Genomic DNA, 21921 nt, shown 5'->3' on the forward strand with positions numbered 1-21921 from the left:
CCGCGAAAGACAGCTCAGACCGAGATGCCCACGGCGGCCCAGGCCTCCCGGACGCTCTTCGTCTCGTCCGCGCCGAACAGGACCTGCGCCTGCCTCGTCGTCATGGTGGCGAACGAGCGGAACGTGGCGTTCGGGCGCAGCTGAGGGGAGCGCAGCGCCTCGTACCAGATCTGACCCGCGCGCTCCCAAGCGTGGCCGCCGAGCGCGATCGCCACGTTGTAGAAGGCCTTGTTCGGGATTCCCGAGTTGATGTGCACCCCACCGTTGTCGGCATTGGTGCGCACGTAGCCGTCCATGTGCGCCGGCTGGATGTCGTCGCCGAGCACAGGGTCGTCATACGCCGTTCCGGGCTCCTTCAGGGAGCGCAGCGCCACGCCCTGCACGGCATCGGTGAGCAGGCTCGCGCCGATGAGCCAGTCGGCCTGCTCGGCGGTCTCGCCCCGCTGGAACTGCCGCACCAGGGAGCCGAACACGTCGCTCATCGACTCGTTGAGCGCACCCGACTGGTTCAGGTACATGAGCTGGGCCTCGTCCTCGGTGACGCCGTGGGCGAGCTCATGGCCGATGATGTCCAGCGAGACGGTGAAACGATTGAACAGCTCGCCGTCGCCGTCACCGAACACCATCTGGCGGCCATTCCAAAAGGCATTGTCGTAATGGCTGCCGTAGTGGACCGTCGCGAGTAGGGCCATACCGTCGTCGTCGATGGAATCCCGACCGTAGGTGGCTCGGAAGAACTCGAACGTGGCACCGAGCCCGTCATACGCCTCGTTCACGGCGGTGTCGTCGACCGGGTTGTCACCCTCGGCGCGCACCGTCACACCGGGCAGCTCCTCGGCTTCCTTCGCGTCGCCGACGGTGCGGCGCGGGCCGCTGGTCGGGCCGCTGGCCGGGGTGAGGCGAGGCGGTGCCGCCGTGCGCTGCGCCGCGCGCAGGAAGGCGTTGTGCACTCGCACGGTGCGATGGGACGCGTCCTGGGCCATGGTGGAAAGGGCCCAGGACCGCTGCTCGTCGTTTCCGTTGCGTGCGATGCGCTCCAACACGTGCGGCGGCACGGCACAGGGTGCGCAACGACGATGAACGCTCATCGGGAGACTCCTCATCAGGCGACGCTCCATCGGGTGACGCCGTCGCAGTGGGCAGTGCTCGCCGGGTCGCTCGGGATGGAATGACCCGTCGCAGTCGACCTTTGTCGCTACGCGGGTTGATGTCCAGACTGATCGTTGTGTCCCTTTGTGCCGCCCTTGTGGATTCGTCGGTTGATCAGTAGCGCCAGGGTGTGGACCGCCGCCACCGCGATCCCGCCGAGGATCAGCATCCCGGCATGGTCGTCCAACCAGCGGACGAGGTCCTGCGTCCAGGGTGCGAGCGCGCTGCCGGCTGACAGGTAGAGCGCGGCCGAGATGGCCGACCCGGGGACGACGAACCGCAGGAAGCGCCGTAGTGGCACGGACCCTGCGCCCAGCGCCGCGTCGACGGCGAGGTTGGTGTTCACGAGGCAGAACCACAGCAGGCCGCGCTGCGCTCCGTGCCGGGAGAGCGCGGCCACCAGCCGGCTGGTGCCGACCCGGCGCAACAGCAACGACTGAACGTTGTGGCGGGCGAGGCCGAAGTAACCGACGTCCAGCGCGGCCCGGAACACCGTCGCGACCAGCAGCGCGGGGACGAACGCGACCTCACCGCCGACGAGGAGCAGGACCGACACCGTCGGTCGCATCGCGATGAGCAGCAGTGGGGCGGAGCTCGCCAACGCGGGCAGGAACGCGAGGCCAAGCCCGCCGGCGCCCAACAGCGCGCCGGTCAGCAGCGTCGGCCACAGCCGGGTGAGGAGCCGGGCAGGCACCCGACCGCCCTGGCCGGCGGCGCCGTCCCGACCGGTGAGGCGGTTGTGACCGGTGGCGCCGTGCGGGTCGGTGGCGCTGTGCGGGTCGGTGGCGCTGTGCGAGTCCGCGGCGCCGTGCGGGTCGGTGGCGCCATGCCGCCGGTTGGCGACGCCGTGCCGGCTGGTCAGGTCGTCCGGTGTCGTGCCGGTCGGGTGCGGCTCCACTCGTCCAGTCTTACCCGGCGTCGGGGCCTGTTCCGGTCCGCACCTCTGGTGGTCCTCGCCGCCTTCGGCTGACCTGCAGGACCGCCGCCGCCGTGCGCCGCCTGGCACACTCACCTACGTGCTGATGGTGGGCCTTACGGGCGGTATCGGGTCGGGCAAGAGCGCCGTGTCGGAACTCCTGGTGGGTTACGGCGCCTACCTGGTGGACGCGGACCGCATCGCTCGGGAGGTCGTCGAGCCCGGCAGCGAGGGCCTGGCCGCGGTCGTCGCCGCCTTCGGCCCGGCGATGCTGGGGCCGGACGGCGCGCTGGACCGGGCGGCTCTGGGCCAGGTGGTGTTCGCGGACGAGACGAGCCGTCGGCGGCTGGAATCGATCACCCATCCCCTGATCCGGGCGACGATGGAGCGGCGGATCGCCGCGGCCCCGGCGGACGCGATCGTGATCCATGATGTGCCGCTGCTCGTCGAGGGTGGCTCGCATGGAGGCTACGACCTTGTCCTCGTGGTCGAGGCGCCGCGGGAGCTCCGCCTGGAGCGACTGGCCCGACGTGGCCTTCCGCGTGACCAGGCCGAGGCCAGGATGGCGGCCCAGGCCACCGACGAACGGCGACGCGCCGTCGCCGACATCCTCATCGACAACGGCGGGTCGATCGACGACCTGGGCGCACGGGTGCGGGAGGTCTGGCAGGAGCTGCTCCGGCGCCGCGACGCCGCCCCCGCCGGCGCAGCCGGCCCCGCGTAGGCCGAGCCGGCCGCGCGCCGGTCCACGAGACGCCGGCCTACGCGCCAGCGGCCTACGAGACGCCGGCGGCGTCCATGCCGCGCAGCTCCTTCTTCAGCTCGCTGATCTCGTCGCGCAGCCGGGCGGCGAGCTCGAACTGCAGCTCCTTCGCCGCCTCGTGCATCTGGTCGTCGAGCTGGCGGATGAGCTGCGCCAGCTCTCCACGCGGCATCCCGGCGAGCTCGGCGGCGTAGCGGCCGACCGTGTCACCGGCCTTCGACTTCATGCCGGGCGCGGGAGCCTTGCCGCGGGACTGTGCCCGACCGCCACCGCCGATCATCTCGCCGCCCGCCGTCTCCCGCACCATGTCGTCGAGGATGTCGACGACCTTCTTGCGCAGCGGCTGCGGGTCGAGCCCACGCTCGGTGTTGTAGGCGATCTGCTTCTCGCGGCGCCGGTTCGTCTCCTCGATGGCATGGCTCATCGAGGGCGTGATCTTGTCCGCATACATGTGGACCTGGCCGGAGACGTTACGAGCGGCCCGCCCGATGGTCTGGATGAGCGACTTGTCCGACCGCAGGAAGCCCTCCTTGTCCGCGTCGAGGATCGCGACGAGCGACACCTCGGGCAGGTCGAGGCCCTCCCGCAGCAGGTTGATGCCGACGAGGACGTCGAACTCGCCGCGGCGCAGGTCGGTCAGCAGCTCGACCCGGCGCAGGGTGTCGACCTCGCTGTGCAGGTACCGCACCCGGATGCCGAGCTCCAGCAGGTAGTCGGTGAGATCCTCGGCCATCTTCTTGGTCAGCGTGGTGACGAGGATCCGCTCGTCGCGCTCGGCACGCAGGCGGATCTCATGGACCAGGTCGTCGATCTGGCCCTTGGTCGGCTTGAGGATGATCTCCGGGTCGAGCAGCCCGGTCGGACGGATGATCTGCTCCACGACGCCGTCACCGCGCCCCAGCTCGTACGGGCCCGGTGTCGCGGAGAGATACACCGTCTGCCCGATCCGCTCCAGGAACTCCTCCCAGCGCAGCGGGCGGTTGTCCACCGCGCTCGGCAGCYGGAAGCCGTGGTCGACGAGGTTGCGCTTGCGCGACATGTCGCCCTCGTACATCCCGCCGATCTGCGGCACCGTGACGTGCGACTCGTCGATGACGAGGAGGAAGTCCTCCGGGAAGTAGTCGAGCAGCGTGTGCGGCGGGGTGCCCGCGGCGCGGCCGTCGATGTGCCGGGAGTAGTTCTCGATCCCGGAGCAGAAGCCGACCTGGCGCATCATCTCGATGTCGTAGCTGGTCCGCATCCGCAGCCGTTGGGCCTCCAGCAGCTTGCTCTGGCGCTCCAGCTCGTCGAGCCGCCCGGTGAGCTCGGCCTCGATGCCGGTGATCGCCCGCTCCATGCGCTCGGGCCCGGCGACGTAGTGCGTCGCCGGGAAGACGAAGACCTCCTCCGCCTCGCGGACGATCTCACCGGTGAGCGGGTGCAGGTATGACAGGCGCTCGATCTCGTCGCCGAACATCTCGATCCGGACCGCGAGCTCCTCGTACACGGGGAACACCTCGACGGTGTCCCCCCGGACGCGGAACGTCCCGCGGGTGAAGGCGACGTCGTTGCGCGCGTACTGGACGTCCACAAAACGGCGCAGCAGCCGTTCGTGCCCGAACTCGTCGCCCACCCGCAGGCGCACCATCCGGTCGATGTACTCCTGCGGGGTGCCCAGGCCGTAGATGCAGCTCACGCTGGCCACCACGATCACGTCACGGCGGGTGAGCAGGTTCATCGTCGCGGAGTGCCGCAGGCGCTCGACCTCCTCGTTGATCGAGGAGTCCTTCTCGATGTACGTGTCCGTCTGGGCGATGTACGCCTCGGGCTGGTAGTAGTCGTAGTAGGACACGAAGTACTCGACGGCGTTGTGTGGGAGCAGCTCCCGGAACTCGTTCGCGAGCTGGGCCGCCAGCGTCTTGTTCGGAGCCATGACGAGGGTCGGCCGCTGCAGCCGCTCCACCAGCCACGCGGTCGTCGCCGACTTGCCGGTTCCGGTCGCGCCGAGGAGCACGACGTCCTTCTCCCCGGCCTGGATGCGGCGGGCGAGATCGTCGATCGCCGCCGGCTGGTCACCAGCCGGGGCGAACTCCGAGACGACCTGGAACGGCGCCGCCGAGCGTTGCAGGTCCGTCGTGGGGCGTTCGAACGTTGTGCTCACGATTTCCAGAACACCACACGCCACCGACAGTTTCCCGACCGCGTCGCCGGGCCCGCCCCGATCAGGTCGTTCCGACCGCCCGACCCGGCCACCCGGGCGGTCGTCCGGCTTGATCAGCTGCCCGGATCGCCCGCCCGCCGCCGGAACGCGCCCTCCCAGTCGATCAGACGCGCGCCGATCACCGCGGTCTGCAGCACGTAACGGTCGGTCGGCGAGGTCGGGTCGTGCTTCGTCAGCGCGTGGATGCGGTCCAGCCGGTAGGTGAGCGCCCGGACGGACAGATGCAGCCGCCGGGCGGCCGCCAGTGCCACCCCGCCGGTCGCGAAATAGGCGTCGAGGGTCTCGATCAGCGGTGCCGCTCCGCCCCGCGCCGACCGCAGCGGGCTCAGCACCGTGTCGACGAGCTCCTCGAGCGGTTCCCGGTCCCGCAGGAGGACCTTGTAGATCAGCAGGTCGTCGGTGTGCACGACCTGGCCGTCCAACCGCATCCGCCCGGCGAGCTCGACGGCGTTGCGCGCCTCCTCGAAGCTGATCCGAACCCCGGCCACGCCGCTGCGGGCCCGGCTCACCCCGAGCCGCCAGACCAGTTCCGGCTCGACCGCCAGCCGCCGGGTGATCGCCCGGATCGCGGCGGCCGGAGCGGCCTCGGCTGGCGCGATGCCGGGCATCGGGACGAAGCCGACGTCCCCGGCCGCCGGCGGGTCCAGCCGCCGCCGACCGCGGGGCGCGGTGGTCCGGGGGGACGTCCGGTCGGCGGCGGTCGGACGGTCGATCCGAGGGTGTCCGGAACCACCGTCCGCGCGGGTGTGGACGGTGGGGCCGCGCCCGGGGGGCGGGGCGGCGACGACCTGGCCCGACCGGACCACGCCGCCTCCGGGTCCGGCGCCTCCGGGTCCGCCGCCTCCGGGTCCGGCGCCTCCGGGTCCGCCGCCTCCGGGTCCGGCGCCACCGGGCCCGGCCGAGTGGCCGTCGCCGTCGATCCCGCCGTGCTCGTGCCCGTGTTCCTGGCGGTGCGCGTCGCCCTGGTCGGCACTGTCGCTTCCGGCCTCAGCTCTGGTGGCAGTGCCAGAGCCGTCGTCGGCGTCGATCCCGGTGCCGGCGGCGTCCGCATGGAGGCCGGCCGCGCTCAGCGCCACCGGGAGGGTCAGCTCGGACTCCTGCGGTACGACGCAGACGAGCAGGCCGTCCTTCGTCGCGACCAGCGGCTCCGTCGGGCACTGCCGGCGCAGCGTCTCCTCGATCTCGCGGACCACGGCGCGGCCGTCCAGGAAACGCCGGCTCCCGGCGGACACGAGCAGGACATGGGGAGCCTCCAGCCGGAACCCGAACGCCGCGGCTCGCTCCAGCAGCAGCCCCACCTCCGAGGTGCCGGTCAGCAGGTCGTCGACCAGCTCGCGGCGCAGCGCCTCCTCCGAGCGTGCGCGGGCCGTCCGAGCGCGCTCATAGCCCTCGCACACCGCCGCGACCACGTCGTCGCTGGCACGCAGGACGGCGGAGGCCGCCGCGCGGGTACGTGAGACGGCGCCGACAGTCGGCCCTGTGCCAGTGGGCTTTCCGGTTGCCTCGGCGGACCCTCCGGTTGCCTCGGCGGGCCGGCCGGCCGCCTCGCGCGGCTGCGGGCCGTGCGCCGAGGACCGGGCCAGGCGATCGGCCTGCCGGACGGTGGGCAGCGACGGCCAGACCCGCCAGGTCGCCGACAGGTAGAGGTCGACGAGCGCGGGCAGCGAGGCTCCGGACTCGGCGGCGGCCTGGCCGAGGGCCCGGAACGTGTCGAGCTCGGCCCGGGTCAGCCTCCGCCCGCTGTCCGCGGTGGAGGCGAGAACGTCGAGGTAGCTGCCCAGCAGCCCGGCGTGCAGGCGGGCATCGGCGGCAGCCAGCACGGCAGCCCGGGGCAGCCGGGTGAGGCTCGTGCCAGGCAGCCCCGTGACCTGCACTTCGTGCTCGATGGGCCACCCAGGGCGTTGGTCGGTGTCTGCCACAGCTCTCGTGTCTCCCCCCGTCGGGCTGCCGAGTGTCGGCAAGGAAATCGTAGACAAAGTCGCGGAGTCCGGACGGTGTCTGCCGGGACGTCGAAGGGCAGGCTGAGCGTTGAGCCTGGTGACGGGCATTGGACGAGCCGCGGCGAGGCCTCGGCGCGGCGGTGCGCGGGCCCAGGTGCTGTGCGGGCCAGAGGTACCAGTGCCGCTGCTCGGCTTCTCGGGCGCAGGCAGGTGGCATCCACCGGCTCGACCGGAGGCCACCCGGCCCGACTCCTCGCAGGCGTAAGCAGCCCGGACGGAAGTGACAGAAGTGAAAGGGAAAGGATCAGACCGCGACATGTTCGCGAAGACCGGCCCACGTGACACCGCGCATACCCCCGTCGCGGTGCGCCCGGGTCTATTCGTGTCCGTAACGATCGTGACGGTCGTGCTGGCCGCGTTCACCCTCCCGGCAACCGCGCCGGACCGGCCGGGATTCGCGTACTTCAGCGGTGGCGTGATCGGAGCTGGCCTGCTGGTCGTGCTGCTGCTGGCGGCCGACCTCGCTCGTGCCGCAGCCGCGCGCCGTGCGGGGATCAAGGTGGTCGGCATCACGCTCGGTGCCTTCGGTAGCCGTCTCGTGCTCGCTCCGGCACAACGGGGTGGGGTCTCGGACGGCCTCGGTACCTCCGAGCCACTCACGCCCGGTACCGACGACCCCGCCGCCGACGCCGCCATCGCCCGGGCCGGCCTGACCGTCACCGCGCTGGTCGGAGCCGTCCTGGTCGCAGCCGGAGCGCTCGCGCCCGCCGGCACGCTGGAGCTGCTCGGCGAGGTCGCCCTGTGGGTCGGAACGTTCGCCCTGCTCATCACCGTGGTCGACCTGCTGCCAGCGCCGCGCAGCGCGGGAGGCCGCATACTCGCGGCCCGCGTCGTTCGCCGTACCGGTGACAAGGCCGCCGCCGCGGCGGCGGTGGCCCGCGCCGGCGTCATCACCGGGTGGACGCTGATCGCTCTCGGTGTCGTGGCTGTCCTGCTGATCGGGCTGGTCGGCCTGTGGGCGGTTCTGCTCGGCTGGCTGGCGCTCGGCAGCTCACGGGTCGCGCAGGCGCAGCAGAAGGCGACGACCGCGCTGAGTGGCGTGTTCGTGCGGGATGTGATGGTGCCGGCGCCGCCTTCACTGCAGGCCTGGAAGACGGTGGGCAGTGCCCTGGAGGAGACCGTGATCCCCTCCGGCGGCTCGGTGTTCGCGGTGCGCGACTTCGCGGGTCCGCTGCTGGGAGTGGTACTGCTGCGGGATCTGGCCGCCGTTCCCGCGGACGATCGTGGCCTGGCCCGTGTCACCCGGGTGGCGATCCCGCTGGACCGGGTCGCGGTCGCCCGGCCGGACGAGCCGCTGGCCAGCGTCACCTCGCGGCTGGCGCAACGCCCCGCCGCGGGCGTGATCGTGGTCGTGGAATCCGGTGCCGACGGCGGGMAGGAGATGGTGGGCACCGTGGGGCCGGGTGAGATCGCCAGGGCTCTGGAGGCCTCGCCGCTGCACGGCCGCGTGGTCTCGCCTGTGGGCTTCGGCCGCCGCCGCTGAGCCCACCTCAAGAGCCTCTCACACCCTCAACGCCTCACACCCTCAACGGCTCTCGGGCCCTCGAAGCCCTTCAGCGAGATGCCGCACCTTCGACGCACCCCTGCAGCGCTCCTTACGACCCAACGCATGCGGATGTCCCGTACCGCGTCGGCGGTGAACCTGCTCTGGCCGGCTGCCGGCAAAGGCGCCCGGCTGGCCAGAGCGATGACCTCCACGTCCCCGAGCCACCCGCATCTCAAGAAAGCATTCCGGAGGATTTTCCGTGCACGTACCAGTCTGGGCCTGGGCCGCCTTCGTCGGCGGCCTGCTCCTGCTCCTGGCGATCGACCTGCTGGCTCATCGGAAGGCGCATGTCATCGGCTTCCGTGAAGCCGCGTGGTGGAGTGTCGGATGGGTGTCCCTGGGAATCACCTTCGCCTTCGTCATCTGGGCGTGGCAGGGGCCGGGTGCCGCCGGCGAGTACACGGCGGCGTATCTGCTCGAGAAGAGCCTGTCCGTTGACAACCTGTTTGTCTTCGCGCTGATCTTCTCGTACTTCAAGGTCCCTCGTGAATATCAGCACAGGGTACTTTTCTACGGTGTGCTCGGCGCGCTCGTGCTGCGTTTCATCTTCATCGCCGCCGGCATCACGCTGCTGGAGCACTTCAGTTTCGTCATCTACATCTTTGGTGCATTTCTCCTGTTCACCGCGTTCAAGATGGTCCGTGACGACGGTGTGGACATGGACCCGGGTCAGAGCAGAGCGGTCAAGCTGCTGCGCAAGGTGATGCCGGTGACGGATTCCTACGAGGGCCAGCATTTCGTGCTGCGCAGGGCTGGGAAGCTCGTCGCCACCCCGCTGCTCGCGGTCCTGGTCGCCATCGAGACGGCCGACGTCCTGTTCGCCTTCGACTCCGTGCCGGCGGCGCTGGGCGTGACGAACGAGACCTTCCTCGTCTACACGGCGAACGCCCTGGCGATTCTCGGTCTGCGGTCGCTCTTCTTCCTGCTGTCCGGCCTGATGGAGAAGTTCCACCACCTTGCCACCGGTCTGGCCGTCATTCTCGCGTTCATCGGTGTCAAGATGCTCCTCACCGATGTCTGGCACATGCCGATCTGGCTGTCGCTGACGGTCATCGCCGTGGTGCTCGCCGGTTCGATCACCTGGTCGCTGGCGACGGCCCCGCCCTCCGATGCGGACGGCGACGGAGCCGACGGAGGTGCTGCTGGTGCCGGTGCTGCTGGTGCCGGTGCCGGTGCCGGTGCTGGTGCCGGCGTTGCGGCGGGATCCGGGCCCGCGGCGGTGACCTCGCCGGACGCGGCCGACTCCGCCTCCGACGGGCTCTCGAAGCGACCCGCGTCGCAGGTCGGCGAACAGGCCCGTTGACCTGTCCGGGTGTGTCCGGGTGGCGGTCGGCAAGGCTGCCACCCGGACCGGCGGGAGGCCCGGAAATGATTGATACGAATTAGTGGCTGGGTGACGCGCCGATTGTCCTGTGCTCGCCCGGGCAACGCTCACGTTAGTGTTTCGACACAGCAGGGATCGCCCGAGCGCCCTGAATCCGTCCCCTCCCGTCCAAGGCGGACTATGCACAACTTTCTGGCAGTCGTTGTTTCCTATGGTGGATCGCCGCAGCTGCACTGCCTGCTGTCGGCACTGGCCGGTGTCGCGGGATGCCGGGTAACCCTGGTGGAGAACCGGGGCGGAACGGAGCACGAGGGCCTGCCGGCCGACGTCGAACTATACGACGGGCACGGGAATGTCGGATATGGCACGGCTGTGAACATCGCCGTGCGGGGATCGCTGGCAGCGGACGGATCGCGCCGACCGGTGGGCGGCCCCGCCCCCGAGCGGCCCGAGTGGATTCTTGTCGTCAACAGCGATGTGACCGTTCCGGCCGGGACCTGCGAGCAGTTGCCCGAGCTGCTCGCATCGGTACCGGTGGGGACGGATGCCCTGGGATTTCCGCTGCGTGCCGAGAACGGGGGCCCCGGCCGGGGGACGGCAGTCCTGCCGAACACCCGCACGAACGCGTACGTCGCGGTGCGGGGCGAGGCCGCGGCAGTGGCCCGCTGGCCCGATCTCCGCTACCCGGTGGGTGCGTTCTTCGCGATCCGAACCAGTGCCTTCCTGCGGCTGGGGGGATTTGATCCGTCCTACTGGATGTACTACGAGGAGACGGATCTGTTCGCCCGGCTGCACGCGGCGGGGGGCAGGGTCGGCTGGGCCGACGACCGATGCCAGGTGGCCCATGTGGGCGGCGGGACCGTCGGCCGGGCCGGTTTGTTGTACGCCGAACTGGGCCGTTCCGCCGTGATCTACGCTCGTCGGCACCGTGCGACGCTGGGGCGCGGCTGGCTGGCGGTGCACGTCGGGCAGCTTGTCGTGCTCGCCCTGCGCAAGCTCGCCGCCGGCCGGACGCACGACGCGCGTCGCGCCATGCGGATCCTCGCCGGCCTCGCCGTCGGCATCGCTCAACCAGGCCGGGAGCCCGCCACCACGTCCCGGTGGCGCGCGGTGCCGTCGGCGCGACGTCGCGAGCTGGGTCGTATCGACCCCGAGACGTTGGGAACGGGCGCCGCGGTGAGGCTTCCCCGGCCCCGGTCCGCCGTCTCGCCCACGTCGTGGGTGACAGCCGACCACTGAGTCCGGTCACCACCAGCGTCCGGTCACCAGCCGCGGGCGCGCCATTCGGCCAGGTGCGGGCGCTCGACACCGAGCGTCGTGTCCTTTCCGTGGCCTGGATAGATCCACGTCGTGTCCGGGAGCGGGCGGAAGATCTTGGCTTCCAGGCCGCCCATCAAGGTGTTGAAGGCCTTCGCGTCGCCGAAGGTGTTCCCGGGGCCGCCGGGGAACAGGCAGTCACCGGTGAACAGGTGCGGAGCGCCGTCGCCCTGGTCGTAGAGCAGCGCGACCGAGCCGGGCGTGTGCCCGACCAGGTGCACGACCCGCAGGGTGACCTCACCGACCCGCACCTCGTCGCCGTCGGAGACCGGGTCGGTCGTCGGGACGGGGATCTCGGGCGCGTCCAGCGGATGCGCGATGGTCCGGGCGCCGGTGGCGGCCACGACGTCCACCAGCGCCTGGACGTGGTCACCGTGGCGGTGGGTCGTCACCACGGTGCCCAGCCCGGTGTCCCCGATGAGGCGCAGCAGGGTGCCCGTCTCGTTCGCCGCGTCGATGAGGAGCTGCTCGCCGGTGGCGGCGCAGCGCAGCAGGTAACAGTTGTTGTCGAAGGGGCCGACGGCCACCTTGGTGATCGTGAGGTCCGGCAGCTCCCGCACGTCGGCGGGCCCGCCGACGGTGACGTCGCCCGTGTAGCCGGCGCCGATGTTCATACGGTTCTCCTCGATCTTCTCCGTGGCCCCAGGCCGGCAGACCATGGCCGGGGACCGTCGCGGCCGCGACGGGCTGGGGCGGGAATGACTCGCGGGCTCCCTTCATTCTCATCGGTGTGTCTGCTGGGTGTCTCCGTCCGGGGGGCGCTCGGGTGTGGCCCGTCGGTCCGGCGCCGATGGGCTTGTGGCCTGGTTGTCGCCGTCCGTCCGGGGCGGCGGTGCTGTTGCGAGCCACTTCGGCGGGGCGTGTAGCGTCGTCGGTGTTCGAACGCGCGTTTGGTCGCGATCGGTAGCCGGCCAGGTTCGGGCGACCCCGACCAACGGCACCGGCGGCACCGCCGGCGCCGGCGCGACCAGCACCGACAGCGCCACCAGCACCGACAGCGCAACCACCGACAGCGAAGTCCAGCAACCGATCGAGGACGACGAGGGACCTGACGATGGCCGACCGTCTTGTCGTGCGCGGAGCACGCGAGCACAACCTTCGTGATGTCGATCTCGACCTGCCCAGAGATGCTCTGGTGGTCTTCACCGGCCTGTCGGGCTCGGGCAAGTCCAGCCTCGCCTTCGACACGATCTTCGCGGAGGGCCAGCGCCGGTACGTCGAGTCCCTGTCCGCCTACGCGCGCCAGTTCCTCGGCCAGATGGACAAGCCCGATGTCGACTTCATCGAGGGGCTGTCGCCGGCGGTGTCCATCGACCAGAAGTCGACGTCGCGTAACCCGCGATCGACGGTTGGCACGATCACCGAGGTATACGACTACCTGCGGCTGCTGTACGCACGAGTCGGCCATCCGCACTGCCCCCGGTGCGGTCGCCCGATCGCGCGCCAGACCCCGCAGCAGATCGTCGACCGGCTGCTGGAGCTGCCCGAGGGCACCCGCTTCCAGGTGCTCGCACCGGTCGTGCGCGGGCGCAAGGGCGAGTACGCGGATCTTTTCGCCGAGCTGCAGAGCTCCGGGTTCGCCCGGGTGCGCGTCGACGGCACCGTCGTGCCGCTGACCGAGCGCCCCAAGCTGGAGAAGCAGCGCAAGCACACGATCGAGGTCGTGGTCGACCGGCTCGCGGCGAAGGAGTCGGCCAAGCGCCGCCTCACCGACTCGATCGAGACGGCCCTGCGGCTGGGCAACGGTCTGGTGCTGCTCGACTTCGTCGACCGGGATCCGGCCGACCCCGACCGCGAGCGGATGTACTCCGAGCACCTCGCCTGCATGTACGACGACCTGTCGTTCGAGGAGATGGAGCCGAGGTCCTTCTCGTTCAACTCGCCGTTCGGTGCCTGTCAGGAGTGCTCCGGGCTGGGCACGCGCAAGGAGGTGGACCCCGAGCTGATCGTGCCCGACCCGACGCTCTCGCTGGCCGAGGGCGCCATCCAGCCGTGGTCCGGCGGGCACAGCAAGGAGTACTTCCAGCGGTTGCTGACGGCGCTGGCCGAGGACCTGAGCTTCCGGATGGACACGCCCTGGGAGGGGCTGCCGGAGCGGGCCCGCAAGGCCATCCTGCACGGCAGCGGCGAGACCGAGATCCACGTCGGCTACACGAACCGCTACGGGCGCAAGCGCTCGTACTACACCTCGTTCGAGGGCGTGCTGGCGTTCCTGCGGCGCCGGCACGCCGACGCGGAGTCCGACAGCAGCCGTGAGCGCTACGAGGGCTACATGCGTGACGTGCCCTGCACGGCCTGCCGAGGCTCCCGGCTCAAGCCGGAGTCACTGGCGGTCACCCTCGCCGGGCGCTCCATCGCCGAGGTGTCCGCCATGTCGATCCAGGAATGCGCGGAGTTCCTGCGGCACGTCGAGCTCAGCGAGYGGGAACAGGCCATCGCCGGGCAGGTTCTCAAGGAGATCGACGCCCGGCTGGTCTTTCTCCTGGACGTCGGCCTCGACTACCTCTCCCTGAACCGCGCCGCGGGCACCCTCGCCGGCGGCGAGGCGCAACGCATCCGGCTGGCGACCCAGATCGGCTCCGGGCTGGTGGGTGTGCTCTACGTGCTCGACGAGCCGTCCATCGGCCTGCACCAGCGGGACAACCGCCGTCTCATCCAGACCCTCATCCGGCTGCGGGATCTGGGCAACACCCTGATCGTGGTGGAGCACGACGAGGACACCATCCGCGCCGCCGACTGGGTGGTCGACATCGGCCCGGGCGCGGGCGAGCACGGTGGTCGGGTGGTCGTCTCCGGATCGGTCGACGACCTGTTGAGCAGTGCGGAGTCGGCGACCGGGGCATATCTCTCCGGCCGGCGGGAGATTCCCGTCCCGGCGATCCGCCGGGCGCCGACCAGGGGCCGTGCGCTGACCGTGCACGGCGCGCGTGAGCACAACCTGCGTGACGTGACGGTGTCCTTCCCGCTGGGCTGTTTCGTGGCGGTCACCGGGGTGTCCGGGTCGGGCAAGTCGACGCTGGTCAACGACATCCTCGCCTGCGTGCTCGCCAACCACCTCAACGGCGCCCGCGAGGTACCGGGCCGGCACCGTACGGTGAGCGGGCTCGACCACCTCGACAAGGCGGTGCGGGTCGACCAGTCACCGATCGGCCGGACTCCGCGTTCCAACCCGGCGACCTACACCGGCGTGTTCGACCACATCCGCCGGCTGTTCGCGGAGACGACCGAGGCGAAGGTCCGCGGCTACCTGCCCGGCCGGTTCTCGTTCAACGTCAAGGGCGGCCGCTGTGAGGCCTGCTCCGGTGACGGCACGATCAAGATCGAGATGAACTTCCTTCCGGATGTCTACGTGCCCTGTGAGGTCTGCGGGGGCGCCCGGTACAACCGCGAGACCCTCGAGGTGCACTACAAGGGGAAGAACATCTCCGAGGTTCTCGACATGCCGATCGAGGAGGGCGCGGAGTTCTTCGCCGCCGTCCCGGCGATCGCGCGCCACCTGCGCACGCTCAACGACGTCGGGCTGGGGTACGTCCGGCTCGGCCAGCCCGCGCCCACCCTCTCCGGTGGCGAGGCGCAGCGGGTGAAGCTGGCGGCCGAGCTGCAGCGCCGTTCCACCGGCCGCACCGTCTACGTGCTGGACGAGCCGACCACCGGCCTGCACTTCGAGGACATCCGCAAGCTGCTGGGTGTCCTCGGGCGGCTGGTCGACGCGGGCAACACGGTGATCGTGATCGAACACAACCTGGACGTCATCAAGACCGCCGACTGGATCATCGACATGGGGCCGGAGGGCGGCACCGGCGGCGGTCGGGTCGTCGCCGAGGGCACCCCCGAGGCGATCGCCGCCGTGTCCGCGAGCCACACGGGGGCATTCCTGCGCGAGATCCTGGGCGGCCGTGGTGCGACCGCAGGCGCGGCCCCGGTGGCCGACGGTCAGGTGGTGGCGGAGCAGGCCGACGGTCAGGTGGTGGCGGAGCAGGTGGCGGCGGGTCAGGAGGCGGGTGCTGCCACCCCTGATGGAGCGGGCCCGGCGGCGAAGGGTGCCGGCGTCAGGAACGCGAGGGCGTCCAAGGGCCGTGACCGGTTGGCCGGTACCGCGTCGGTGACCAGCTGAGAGCCTGGCGGCCTGACAACGGCGAGCGGCGGGGGTCGGCTGCCCCGGGGCTGCCTGGAACGGCTGGCCCGCCGCTGTCAGCTCTGGAAAAGATCGTCGAGGACGGCGTCCAGAGCGACCTCGGGGTGTTCCTCGCCGGCGGGCACGACCCGCTCCGTGCGGTCCAGGAAGCGGCGGACCGGTGCCGCGTCGAGGACGACCACCGACCGCCGATCGCCGTCAGCCAGTTCCAGGCGGATCCCGCCCCGGGTCGGCTCCGGGGTGATCCGAACATCACCGTCGCCTACCGGAGCCGGGCCGTCGAGGCCGGCCCGCAGCGCGTCCCGTGGGGTCACCCAGTGGCCCTGCGGGAGCGCGGGGTGGTCCGGCCGGGAGACGAGCACCAGGGCGACCGCCAGCGGGTCACAGCTCCGCCAGGTGACCTGGAGAACGGTGATTCTTCCGCGCCCGGGTGCGTCGTCGACGACGAACTCCGTCGTGACGTCATCCACCTGCACCCGTCGGCCCCCTTGGTCCCAGTCCGCCGGCTCCGTCGTGTCGAACCGTTGCGTGTCGAACGGCTGCGTGTCGCCCGTCTGCTGCGTCTGCGCCGCCCGTCTGCCGTGACGACCGTCCGCTGTGTCTACAACAGTGTCTCCTGCAGAGTCGACCGTCTTCGGCCGCCTGGCACCTGCAGTGTGACCTGCGGTGTCGACTGGTCAACAGCGGTGTCGGCCAGCCGAGGATCAACGGCTGTGACAGCCAGTCAGCGGCCGTGTCGACCAGCCACGGCCGCCTGTCGGCTGCCGCGCCGGTCGGCGTCGAGCCGCCGACCGTCATACAGCATACGGCGATGCGGCCTCAGCCGAGGCCTGATGGGAGATCATCCGCCTGGCAGCTCGTGGACGCGGGCCCGGGGAGTGGCTTTTCGCGGGCCGTTGACCGGCGTCCGGGGGCGTGCTCGCGGGCCGGTCGGCCGCGGCTCGACGCGGGGAGCTCCGGGGGTCCTCGACGACATGGAAGCTGAGCGTGATGAAATGGATACGTGCAGGCACCGTTCAGGTCGGAGGATGACGGCCGTAGGCTCGGTTCATGGCTGATCCGGCGACCTACCGGCCCCCGCCGCGCTCGATCCCCGAGACCCCGGGCGTGTACCGCTTCCGTGACGAGCATGGCCGGGTCATCTACGTGGGCAAGGCCAAGAACCTGCGCGCCCGGCTCGCGAACTACTTCGCCGACGTGCATACCCTGCACCCGCGTACCCAGCACATGGTCACCACGGCGAGCTCCGTGGAGTGGACCATCGTGTCCACCGAGGTCGAGGCGCTTCAGCTCGAGTACACCTGGATCAAGGAGTTCGATCCGCGTTTCAACGTCCGCTACCGCGACGACAAGAGCTACCCGAGTCTCGCCGTGACGTTGTACGAGGAGTTTCCGCGGCTGCAGGTGATGCGTGGGCCCAAGCGTCGTGGCGTGCGGTACTTCGGCCCCTACGCGCACGCGTGGGCCATCAGGGAGACGCTGGATCTGCTGCTGCGTGTCTTCCCGGCCCGGACCTGCAGCTCGGGCGTCTTCAAACGAGCGGGCCAGGTGGGGCGTCCCTGCCTGCTCGGGTACATCGACCGGTGCTCCGCGCCGTGCGTGGGCCGGGTCGACGCGGCCACCCACCGGGAGATCGTCGAGGACTTCTGCGATTTCATGTCGGGGCAGACGGGCCGTTACCTGCGCCGGCTCGAACGCGAGATGCAGGCCGCCGCCGACGCCCAGGAATACGAACGCGCCGCCCGGCTGCGGGACGATATCGGCGCGCTGCGCCGCGCGGTCGAGAAGCAGGCTGTCGTGCTGCCCGACGGGACCGACGCCGACGTGATCGCCTTCGCGCAGGACGAGCTCGAGGCCGCGGTCCAGATCTTCTACGTGCGGGCCGGTCGGGTCCGTGGCCAGCGTGGCTGGGTCGTGGACAAGCTCGACGACGTCACCACGGGAGACCTCGTCGAGAAGTTCCTGACCCAGGAGTACCTGGACGGGGCCGACGGGTCGGCGGCCGGTTCCAGCGACACGGGTTCCAGCGACACGGGTGCCGGTGGCACCGGCACCGACACCGGGTACGCCGGTGAGATCCCGCGCGAGATCCTCGTCCCCGAGCTGCCGCCGGACGCCGAGGCCGTCACCGAACTGCTCAGTCAGGCCCGCGGTTCGCGGGTCGACCTGCGCGTGCCGCGTCGGGGCGACAAGCGCAACCTGATGGAGACGGTGGAACGCAACGCCAAACAGGCGTTCACGCTCCACCGGACGAAGCGCGCCGGTGATCTCACCGCGCGCAGCCGCGCCCTGGCCGACCTGCAGGAGGCTCTGGAGCTGCCCGACGCCCCGCTGCGCATCGAATGTTTCGACGTGTCGAACATGCAGGGCACGAATGTCGTCGCGAGCATGGTCGTCTTCGAGGACGGCCTGCCGCGCAAGTCGGAGTACCGGCGGTTCGCGATCCGTGGCGTCGACGGGCAGGACGACGTCGCCAGCATGCACGAGACCATTCACCGCAGGTTCTCGCGTTATCTGGCCGAGCGCGCGCGGACGGGAGAGCTCGCGGGTTACCCGGGTGCCGAAGACGCTGACGGTGGCGAGGCCGAAGCGGCCGAAGCGGCCGGAATGGCCGGAATGGCCGCAGTGGCCGAGGACGTGGGGGGGCCGTCCCTGCGGGATCCGGAGACCGGACGGCCCCGCCGGTTCGCCTACCCCCCGAACCTCGTGGTGGTCGACGGCGGTCCGCCGCAGGTCGCGGCGGCCGCGCGGGCCCTCGACGAGCTCGGTGTCGAGTCCGGTCCGGGTGGCGTGGCCCTGTGCGGGCTGGCGAAACGCCTGGAGGAGATCTGGCTGCCGGACCAGGACGAGCCGGTCATCCTGCCGCGCACCAGCGAGGCGCTCTACCTGTTGCAGCGCGTGCGCGATGAGGCCCACCGCTTCGCGATCACCTATCACCGGCAGAAGCGGTCGGCCTCGATGGTCGCCTCGGCGCTGGACGGGGTTCCGGGCCTGGGCGAGACCCGGCGCAAGGCCCTGCTACAACAGTTCGGCTCGGTGACGAAGGTCCGCGCCGCGACGGCTGAGGAGATCGCCCAGGTACCGGGCATCGGGCCGCGGACGGCCGAGGCGATCGTGGCCGCGCTGGCCCGATCGGCTCCCGGAGAGGCCCAGGCGCCCCCGCCCGCCGTCAACCCGCTCACCGGCGAGATCATAGGGACCGGGACCACAGGTACCGAGACCACAGGGGCGATGTCCGATCCGGTGGCGGCGCCGAGCCCGGTCGACGAGTCGGCCGGGCACGCCGAGCCCGCCGCCGCGCAGGGCACTATCCGGGGGGTGGCTGGATGACCACCGCAACTCTTGACCTCGCGATCATCACCGGGTTGTCCGGTGCTGGTCGCAGCACGGCGGCGAAGTGCCTGGAGGACCTGGGCTGGTTCGTCGTCGACAATCTGCCGCCGGCGCTGCTGTCGACCATGGCTGAGCTGGGCCATCGTTCCGGCGGGGCGGTGAGCCGGATCGCGGTGGTCGTCGATGTCCGAGGCCGGGCGTTCTTCTCCGACCTGCGGGCCGCGGTCGAGGCGTTGGACTCGCGGGGCATGCATCCGAGGATGTTGTTCCTGGAGGCCTCCGACGACGCGCTGGTCCGCCGGTTCGACCATGTCCGGCGCCCGCATCCGCTGCAGGGCGACGAGCGGGTCGTCGACGGGATCAGCCGGGAACGGGCGCTGCTCGCCGAGCTGCGTGGCGAAGCCGACCTCGTGCTGGACACGACCGACCTCAACGTGCACGAGCTGCGGGCGAAGATCGATGTGGCGTTCGGCCAGCCACGCGCCAACCGGCTGAACGCGACTGTGGTCTCCTTCGGCTACAAGTACGGCCTTCCGCTCGACGCCGACTTCGTCGCCGACTGCCGTTTCCTCCCGAACCCGCACTGGGTCGAGGCACTGCGCCCCTACACGGGGCGCGATCCGCAGGTGCGCGACTACGTGCTCGCCCAGCCGGGCGCGGAGGAGTTCGTCGACCAGTACACGGCGCTGTTGCACCTGGTCGGCGAGGGCTACGTGCGGGAGGGGAAGCGCTACCTCACGCTGGCGGTGGGCTGCACCGGTGGCAAGCACCGCAGCGTCGCCGTGGCCGAGCAGCTTGGCGCGCGGCTCGCGGCCGACGGCATCGGGGTGCGTGTGGTGCACCGGGATCTGGGCCGCGAGTGACCGGCGACGCTCTCGCGATCACCGCGTTCGGTGGCGGGCACGGACTGGCGGCGTCGCTGTCGGCGTTGCGGCGGATCACCGCACACCTGACCGCCGTCGTCACCGTGGGTGACGACGGCGGATCGTCCGGTCGGCTGCGGGCCGAGCTCGGTGCGTTGCCCATGGGCGATCTGCGGATGGCGCTGGCCGCGCTCGCCGGCACCGACGGCTGGTCCACCACGTGGGCCGACCTCTTCCAGCACCGCTTCGGGGGCGACGGGCCGCTCGCCGGCCACGCGGTCGGGAACCTCGTCCTGACCGCGCTGGCCGAACGTGCGGGTTCGCCGGTCGCCGCGCTTGACCTGGCCGCGTCCCTGCTCGGCGTCGACGGCCGGGTCCTCCCACTGTCCTGCGACGGCATCGACATCGTCGCGGATGTGACGGGCCTCGACGTCGGCCCGGGCGCCATCGCCGGTATCGGTGCCGGTACTGGCACCGGCACGGATCGGCCGGTGGAGTCGGGGGAAGCGGAGTCGGGGGAATCGGTGGAGGTTCGCGGTCAGGCCGCGGTCGCCACGACTCCGGGCCGGGTCGAGGGCGTGCGGCTGGTGCCCGCGGCGCCCGCGGCGTGCGGCGCGGCGCTGGCCGCCGCCGAGGCCGCGGACTGGATCGTCCTGGGACCCGGTTCGCTCTACACGAGTGTGCTTCCGCACCTGCTCGTGCCGGACATGCGCGCGGCGATCACGGGTTCCCGGGCCCGCCGCGTCATGGTCCTCAATCTCGTGGCGCAGCCCGGTGAGACCGCCGGGTACACGCCCGAGGCGCATCTGCACGCGCTGGCCACCCATGTCCCCGGTCTTCGCCTGGACGTCGTGATCGCGGATCCCGCCGCGGTCGATGATCCGGAACCGCTGGCCCGTGCGGCCGCGGATCTGGGCGGCAGGCTTCACCTTTCGTCCGTGCGGGCCGCCGACGAGCCGGCCCTGCACGATCCCGAGCGTCTCGCGGCCGCGTTCCGTGCCGTGTTCGCACCCGGCAGCCAGGCCGATGTGGGCCGGGCGGCGGTGCCGGTGCCCCCACGTCCCGTGGACGAGCGGTCCTGGCGGGACCGGGGTGCGGCATGCGTCGATCCCTCGGGCGTCGGGTGCTCAACGACCGGTGGCCGAGGCCATCGGATCCCCTCCGGTGAATGCAAGGAGTGATCGGTGTGGCGGCGATGACGGCCACCGTCAAGGACGAACTGAGCAGGCTGCGAGTGGCCAAGCCCTGCTGTCGGCGGGCTGAGATGGCGGCGCTGCTGCGGTTCGCCGGCGGCCTGCACATCGTCGGCGGGCGCATCGTGGTGGAGGCCGAGCTGGACACCGGCTCCACCGCGCGTCGACTGCGGCGTGAGATCGCCGAGGTCTTCGGCTTCCCGTCGTCAGTCGCCGTGCTCGCCGCCGGCGGGCTACGGCGGTCGGTGCGCTACATCGTCCGCGTGGAGCGCGACGGTGAGCAGCTCGCCCGCTCGACGGGGCTGCTGGACCAGCGCGGCCGCCCGGTGCGTGGCCTGCCACCGCAGGTGGTCACCGGGTCTGCCTGCGACGCGGCGGCGGCCTGGCGAGGCGCGTTCCTCGCGCATGGCTCGCTCACCGAGCCGGGGCGGTCATGCTCGATGGAGGTCACCGCGCCCGGCCCGGAGGCGGCGCTGGCGCTGGTCGGCGCGGCCCGGCGGATGGGCGTGCAGGCCAAGAGCCGGGACGTGCGCGGAGTCGACCGGGTGGTGGTCCGCGACGGCGACGCGATCGGCGCGCTGCTGACCAAGATCGGTGCGCATGACAGCCTGATGGCCTGGGAGGAGCGGCGGATGCGCCGCGAGGTCCGGGCGACGGCGAACCGGCTCGCGAACTTCGATGACGCCAACCTGCGCCGGTCGGCGCGGGCCGCGGTGGCGGCCGGTGCCCGGGTGCAGGCGGCGATGCGCATCCTCGGTGACGATGCGCCGGACCACCTGCTCGCAGCCGGACGGTTGCGGCTCGAACACGCACAGGCGTCACTGGAGGAGCTCGGTGCGCTCGCCGACCCGCCGCTGACCAAGGACGCCGTTGCCGGGCGAATCCGTCGACTGCTCGCGCTGGCGGACAAACGGGCCAACGCTCTCGGTATCCCGAACACCGAGGCCAGCGTCTCTCCGGAACTCTTTGAGAACGCCTGAGCACGCAATCAGGCGCCTGGACGGGGTACGTCGAGTGCGCGGACACGCGCCGTGTTCGCCGAGGCCCATGGGATAGGGTGTTTGGCGAAAGGCGCTGCATTCAACCAATTGCTGAGGGTGCTGGGTCCCCCGATGTGAGGAGACCGACATGTATCGGTTCGGATTCCCGCCGATGATGTCCGGACTCGCTAGGCTCCTGGCA

The 21921-nt window shown here is 71.2% G+C and carries 15 protein-coding genes; 9 read left to right on the forward strand and 6 right to left on the reverse strand.

The features are described from left to right. Window positions 1-14: 14 nt before the first annotated feature. Window positions 15-1088 (reverse strand): M4 family metallopeptidase, encoded by a 1074-nt coding sequence (locus tag CcI49_RS01830; RefSeq protein ID WP_076823839.1) that lies wholly within the window; start codon window positions 1086-1088, stop codon window positions 15-17. A 107-nt stretch (window positions 1089-1195) separates the two neighbouring features. Then, complete coding sequence (locus tag CcI49_RS01835) at window positions 1196-2047, reverse strand: hypothetical protein (RefSeq protein WP_076823842.1); 852 nt, start codon at window positions 2045-2047, stop codon at window positions 1196-1198. 124 nt (window positions 2048-2171) lie between these two features. Between CcI49_RS01835 and coaE the strand changes: the two genes are divergently transcribed. Continuing rightward, the gene (coaE, locus tag CcI49_RS01840) at window positions 2172-2789 is read left to right on the forward strand and encodes a dephospho-CoA kinase (protein WP_083473216.1); all 618 of its coding nucleotides are present in this window, start codon (window positions 2172-2174) and stop codon (window positions 2787-2789) included. 52 nt (window positions 2790-2841) lie between these two features. On the opposite strand, the gene uvrB is transcribed toward coaE, so the two are convergent. Next, entirely contained in the window at window positions 2842-4968 is a 2127-nt protein-coding gene (gene uvrB, locus CcI49_RS01845; RefSeq protein WP_076824216.1) for an excinuclease ABC subunit UvrB, read from the reverse strand. A 113-nt stretch (window positions 4969-5081) separates the two neighbouring features. Beyond that, window positions 5082-6902: a helix-turn-helix domain-containing protein gene (locus CcI49_RS01850; protein WP_235497809.1), complete on the reverse strand. Its 1821-nt coding sequence runs from the start codon at window positions 6900-6902 to the stop codon at window positions 5082-5084. Between the two features lie 382 nt (window positions 6903-7284). Between CcI49_RS01850 and CcI49_RS01855 the strand changes: the two genes are divergently transcribed. From CcI49_RS01855 to CcI49_RS01865, 3 genes are all read left to right on the forward strand, one after another. Then, window positions 7285-8511, forward strand: coding sequence for a peptidase M50 (locus tag CcI49_RS01855; protein ID WP_076823844.1), 1227 nt, complete (start codon window positions 7285-7287; stop codon window positions 8509-8511). 262 nt (window positions 8512-8773) lie between these two features. Then, window positions 8774-9877 (forward strand): TerC family protein, encoded by a 1104-nt coding sequence (locus tag CcI49_RS01860; protein ID WP_054565729.1) that lies wholly within the window; start codon window positions 8774-8776, stop codon window positions 9875-9877. 201 nt (window positions 9878-10078) lie between these two features. Further along, on the forward strand, window positions 10079-11137 hold the full coding sequence (locus CcI49_RS01865) for a galactosyltransferase-related protein (RefSeq protein WP_054565730.1): 1059 nt from the start codon (window positions 10079-10081) through the stop codon (window positions 11135-11137). A gap of 23 nt (window positions 11138-11160) precedes the next feature. On the opposite strand, the gene CcI49_RS01870 is transcribed toward CcI49_RS01865, so the two are convergent. After that, window positions 11161-11829, reverse strand: a complete 669-nt coding sequence (locus CcI49_RS01870; protein WP_054566519.1) for an MBL fold metallo-hydrolase — start codon at window positions 11827-11829, stop codon at window positions 11161-11163. A 440-nt stretch (window positions 11830-12269) separates the two neighbouring features. Here CcI49_RS01870 and uvrA point away from each other — a divergent pair, with 440 nt between their 5' ends. Next, window positions 12270-15329 (forward strand): excinuclease ABC subunit UvrA, encoded by a 3060-nt coding sequence (uvrA, locus tag CcI49_RS01875; RefSeq protein WP_076823846.1) that lies wholly within the window; start codon window positions 12270-12272, stop codon window positions 15327-15329. 77 nt (window positions 15330-15406) lie between these two features. Here the strand turns inward: uvrA and CcI49_RS01880 are convergent, their stop codons facing one another. After that, window positions 15407-15826 carry an SsgA family sporulation/cell division regulator gene (locus CcI49_RS01880; protein WP_006538983.1) on the reverse strand — a complete coding sequence of 140 codons (420 nt, stop codon included), beginning with the start codon at window positions 15824-15826 and terminating at the stop codon, window positions 15407-15409. Between the two features lie 574 nt (window positions 15827-16400). Between CcI49_RS01880 and uvrC the strand changes: the two genes are divergently transcribed. From uvrC to whiA, 4 genes are read left to right on the forward strand one after another with little or no spacing between them, the layout of a single operon-like run. Further along, a complete protein-coding gene (gene uvrC, locus CcI49_RS01885) occupies window positions 16401-18680 on the forward strand; it encodes an excinuclease ABC subunit UvrC (protein WP_076823850.1) in 2280 nt (759 codons plus the stop codon). Beyond that, window positions 18677-19546, forward strand: coding sequence for an RNase adapter RapZ (gene rapZ, locus CcI49_RS01890; RefSeq protein ID WP_006538985.1), 870 nt, complete (start codon window positions 18677-18679; stop codon window positions 19544-19546). Before uvrC ends, rapZ begins: the two co-directional genes overlap by 4 nt. Beyond that, window positions 19543-20727, forward strand: coding sequence for a 2-phospho-L-lactate transferase CofD family protein (locus tag CcI49_RS01895; RefSeq protein ID WP_054565733.1), 1185 nt, complete (start codon window positions 19543-19545; stop codon window positions 20725-20727). Before rapZ ends, CcI49_RS01895 begins: the two co-directional genes overlap by 4 nt. Further along, the gene (gene whiA / locus CcI49_RS01900) at window positions 20715-21719 is read left to right on the forward strand and encodes a DNA-binding protein WhiA (protein ID WP_193209709.1); all 1005 of its coding nucleotides are present in this window, start codon (window positions 20715-20717) and stop codon (window positions 21717-21719) included. Before CcI49_RS01895 ends, whiA begins: the two co-directional genes overlap by 13 nt. Window positions 21720-21921 lie beyond the last annotated feature (202 nt).

Source organism: Frankia sp. CcI49 (genome assembly GCF_001983215.1).
GTDB lineage: Bacteria > Actinomycetota > Actinomycetes > Frankiales > Frankiaceae > Parafrankia > Parafrankia irregularis.

Excerpts from the sequence above, each read along its gene's own strand:
- CcI49_RS01830 (WP_076823839.1), bottom strand. The coding sequence starts at position 1,088 with ATGAGCGTTCATCGTCGTTGCGCACCCTGTGCCGTGCCGCCGCACGTG.
- coaE (WP_083473216.1), top strand. The coding sequence starts at position 2,172 with ATGGTGGGCCTTACGGGCGGTATCGGGTCGGGCAAGAGCGCCGTGTCG.
- CcI49_RS01865 (WP_054565730.1), top strand. The coding sequence starts at position 10,079 with ATGCACAACTTTCTGGCAGTCGTTGTTTCCTATGGTGGATCGCCGCAG.
- CcI49_RS01870 (WP_054566519.1), bottom strand. The coding sequence starts at position 11,829 with ATGAACATCGGCGCCGGCTACACGGGCGACGTCACCGTCGGCGGGCCC.
- uvrC (WP_076823850.1), top strand. The coding sequence starts at position 16,401 with ATGGCTGATCCGGCGACCTACCGGCCCCCGCCGCGCTCGATCCCCGAG.
- rapZ (WP_006538985.1), top strand. The coding sequence starts at position 18,677 with ATGACCACCGCAACTCTTGACCTCGCGATCATCACCGGGTTGTCCGGT.
- whiA (WP_193209709.1), top strand. The coding sequence starts at position 20,715 with ATGCAAGGAGTGATCGGTGTGGCGGCGATGACGGCCACCGTCAAGGAC.